This window comes from Acinetobacter sp. AND/436 (assembly GCF_049546925.1).
GTDB classification, from domain to species: domain Bacteria; phylum Pseudomonadota; class Gammaproteobacteria; order Pseudomonadales; family Moraxellaceae; genus Acinetobacter; species Acinetobacter indicus.
The window spans coordinates 1-3,499 of record NZ_JBMXBO010000031.1 but is presented as its reverse complement, the minus strand read 5'-3'; the positions used below and the strand labels follow the sequence as shown (position 1 = coordinate 3,499).

At 32.9% G+C, this 3,499-nt stretch carries 5 protein-coding genes and 1 pseudogene; 3 read left to right on the top strand and 3 right to left on the bottom strand.

Features of this window, described 5'->3' with window-relative positions:
* The 3 genes and pseudogenes from ACPEPR_RS13720 to ACPEPR_RS13710 all read left to right on the top strand — a co-directional run.
* Nucleotides 1-180 (top strand): annotated as a pseudogene (locus ACPEPR_RS13720) (hypothetical protein); the annotation flags it as partial.
* 27 nt (nt 181-207) lie between these two features.
* A complete protein-coding gene (locus tag ACPEPR_RS13715) occupies nt 208-327 on the top strand; it encodes a DUF4268 domain-containing protein (protein WP_286413217.1) in 120 nt (39 codons plus the stop codon).
* A gap of 87 nt (nt 328-414) precedes the next feature.
* Nucleotides 415-702 (top strand): hypothetical protein, encoded by a 288-nt coding sequence (locus ACPEPR_RS13710; RefSeq protein WP_168419522.1) that lies wholly within the window; start codon nt 415-417, stop codon nt 700-702.
* 127 nt (nt 703-829) lie between these two features.
* On the opposite strand, the gene ACPEPR_RS13705 is transcribed toward ACPEPR_RS13710, so the two are convergent.
* From ACPEPR_RS13705 to ACPEPR_RS13695, 3 genes are all read right to left on the bottom strand, one after another.
* Nucleotides 830-1,408, bottom strand: coding sequence for a single-stranded DNA-binding protein (locus tag ACPEPR_RS13705; RefSeq protein ID WP_423562553.1), 579 nt, complete (start codon nt 1,406-1,408; stop codon nt 830-832).
* A 66-nt stretch (nt 1,409-1,474) separates the two neighbouring features.
* Nucleotides 1,475-2,083, bottom strand: coding sequence for a hypothetical protein (locus ACPEPR_RS13700; protein ID WP_104498140.1), 609 nt, complete (start codon nt 2,081-2,083; stop codon nt 1,475-1,477).
* A gap of 66 nt (nt 2,084-2,149) precedes the next feature.
* Nucleotides 2,150-3,499 (bottom strand): site-specific integrase (locus ACPEPR_RS13695; RefSeq protein ID WP_423562552.1); only part of this gene is annotated, 1,350 nt, incomplete at its 5' end.

Below are 3,499 nucleotides of genomic sequence, written 5' to 3'. Positions count from 1 at the left end.
TATAAAGATCAATGGGATTGGGAGAGTCTTTCTAGAAATACATCCTTACCGTGGTCAATCGAACTCATCGAAAAATATAAAGATCAATGGGATTGGCTGGAGCTTTCTTGGAATGAGTCGATTCATTGGCCAAAATTATCGATAAATATGGTTGATGAGATCATGCAGTATAATCAATGACGGATTCAATAACGAAGTGAAACACATTTGTCATATTGGGAAGAATTATTAGAATATTTTTCAAAATTTAATAATCGTTTATATAACAATATAAGTCCAAAAAGTGATCATTGGCTTAATACTGGTTCTGGTATCTCAGGATGGTAAGCGTCCGCTGAACACACCTTATGAATTAAGGCTTATAGGATTGCTTGGTAAGGCTGTGTTAGCCGGATGCTTACAGAAGGAGGAGTTATGAAGTGCTTGAAGATCGATGATGGTAAAGGTTTTTTTTCTTTAGATGGCGAGTATTGGAAAGCTTTGGATGAAATCTCTAAAGAAGACATTCTAACCATTGTAAACAAATGCTTAGAGGACAGCTTTGAGATGGATAATCCTTCAGAGGTAAAAGTTCACAATAAAGCTCATGATATAATTTACAAAAATTTATATACAAAGTTTGTAGAACTAAATAGTCAGCGGACTAGATTCAAAGATGAAAGCGAGAGTTTATTTAAAGAATCTATGTCTAAGTATAGCTGATTTAGGTGATTTAAGGCTGGAGAGATAATCTACCCTAAAAATACAAGTTTTTTTATAGTAAAAAAAGAACCTGATTAAAATCAAGTTCTTTCTTTCATTTAAATACAATATTTACATATTGTACAAGTTAGAATGGCAGATCATCATCTAAATCAGCAGGTGCAGTGCTTGCCGGAGCCACTTGTGGTTTCGGTGCAAAATTTCCTGGATTATTATTTTGGTAACCACTACCACTAGGTTGCGGATTGCCATACGTATTATTGTTAGGCTGCTGATTGCCATACGTATTATTGTTAGGCTGCTGCTGATTACGGTTCATCCCATTTTGATTAGGATAACCACTGTAGTCACTAGATGGCTCATTTTGAGTCTTTGGAGATAACATTTCCATTGTAGTTGCATGGATCTCTGTTTGATATCTCTCTTGACCATTTTGATCAGTCCACTGTTGAGTGCGTAAAGATCCCTCAATATAAACTTTTGATCCCTTACGTAAATATTGCTGTGCAATTTCACCTAAACGATTAAAGATAACAATACGATGCCATTCCGTTTTCTCTTGTCTGTTGCCTTGTTTATCTACCCAACTCTCACTTGTAGCAATTGAGAACCTTGTAACGGAACCACCATTTTCAAACTGTTTTGTCTCTGGATCTCTACCTAGGCTGCCAATCAAAATGACCTTATTAACAGAACCTCTAGCCATCATAACCTCTTGAATTCAATATATTTAACTTAAAACCAACCAACAATAACTTACTATATAAGGTTATCAGCGATCCTTAAAACTTTCCGCAATGGAAATAATTTTAGAACATTCTATATCATTTTTCATTGTTTGAATTTGATCCTTAGCTTCCTTCAATCTTTCACTTCCAAAATACTTAACCTCAAAATTTTTTATTATATGATTCAATTTCTTATTTCCTCCAATTTTTTGATTTAACAAAGAAGTTACTATATACAAGTTTGTTTCAAGATTCTTTATACAATTTTCATCATTCTGATGAACTGTATTTTCTAAACTATCCTCTAATTCAGTAAATTGAGCCAATAATCGACTATTCTTTAGCTTGAGTTCTGTAATCTGTTTTGTTTTTTCTTCAATGATTTGCTTGGATGATTTTTTTTTCTCATTCTGTGGCTTGTTTGAAGCAATGTCTGCAATTTTTTTATCTAGCTCTTGTAGTAACTCAGCATGTATGTATGCTTTTGTCACACTATTTTTCGCATACAAAGTAGTCTGACCAACAGAAGAACCATCTTCAAATTTAGCATTGTTAATAATTTCTGCTTTGGTAATTTTCTTTCCACCAATATTTTGAAGTTGCTCAAGTGACTCTCTTATAGCCCTTTCAAATTTATCTTTACTGTTTGCCACAAATGATCCTACTCAAGTTATCCAATTTAATATATCCAAGTTTAATCCTTAACACTTCCCATAAAACTATGAGGTAACTTTCGATTTCTCAGCCAACTGAATGGAATTTAACATCTTCTCTGCTTGAGAAATAAATATTTTAGAACTTTCAACAAGTTTTTTATTTTTACTAGAATCAATAACATCTTGATGTAATTTGATTCTTCTCTCCCAGTGAGCTTTACGAGAGTTATCAATAGCAAAATTAGGACACTTTAAACATAAAGAGTCTGTTCTCTTTATTGGATCTAAGCCTATACCATCAGTCCGACATAAAGCTTTGTCTAATCCTTTATTATTGATGAAACAGTATCCATCTGAATGAGCAACTACACGCATGTCATTGGTTTGAATAAATTCATCCACAAAATCAGCAATAGCTGTGGAGTCCAATAATTTTGATTTAGCTTGAATTAGTCTACTATACCTTTCAAGGGTTTCACTGATTTGTCCACTTAGTATAATTTTCCCTTGGAAAGCTCTATTTAATAGATCAAATGCTAAATCTTGCTCTGTCTCCCCCATAAACTGCCAAATGTCTTCATCATCCGTATATTTCTTTGTAAAAGCCGTACTATTATGTTTCAACATCAAGGATAATTCTTCCAAATCTCCTATCTCAAATCTCCAAGTCCACAACATTGCATATGCTCGTCTAAACATATGAGGTTTTAATTCTATTCTTTCAAATTTTGCTGATTCCGCAAAATGCCTTAAAATGACATATAGTCCATTTGTAGTAAGGTAAAAAGTTTTATCACCTTTTCCACTGTCTGAATGACCAAAAGGTAATTTTAGTAAGATTGTTTCATTTTTTGATTTTTCTCGATTATATGAAGCCAATTCTAAAATAACGCCAAGCGCGTCTTTAACTTCTTGAATAACAGCCCGTTCTGTTCGTTTTCCTGTTTGTGTTCCCGCAGTTTTTTTTTCTAACCCAATAAGAATATCAAGTTCAGTATTTAATAGCTCTAAAACATCAGCTTCTTTAGTAAGTGATAGTTCATGCTTTCGCTCAGCCAATAACATCAAAATGATTGTTACTGCCGCACCGTATAGAGCACGGACTTTACTTTGTAGTTCACTCGATTTAATACCTGTTAGCTTATAAAATTTCGCGTACATTGATCTATGATATATAGAACTATCTGCATGTATCTCCATATATTGTTTAAGTAAACTCAAAGTATATTCAGACTCTTTTACCAACTTAAGAGCATGATTTAATAAAGCAAAAATTTCTTGAGGATAAAGTGTAGGGGTATGTCCATTTTGAACTGAATAGGCTTTTGCTAACAAGTATATTTTTTTTGTTTTAAAAGGATTAAAGCTTAATGATTCTTTTAAATATTTCCTTAAAGAATAAATATGTGAAAT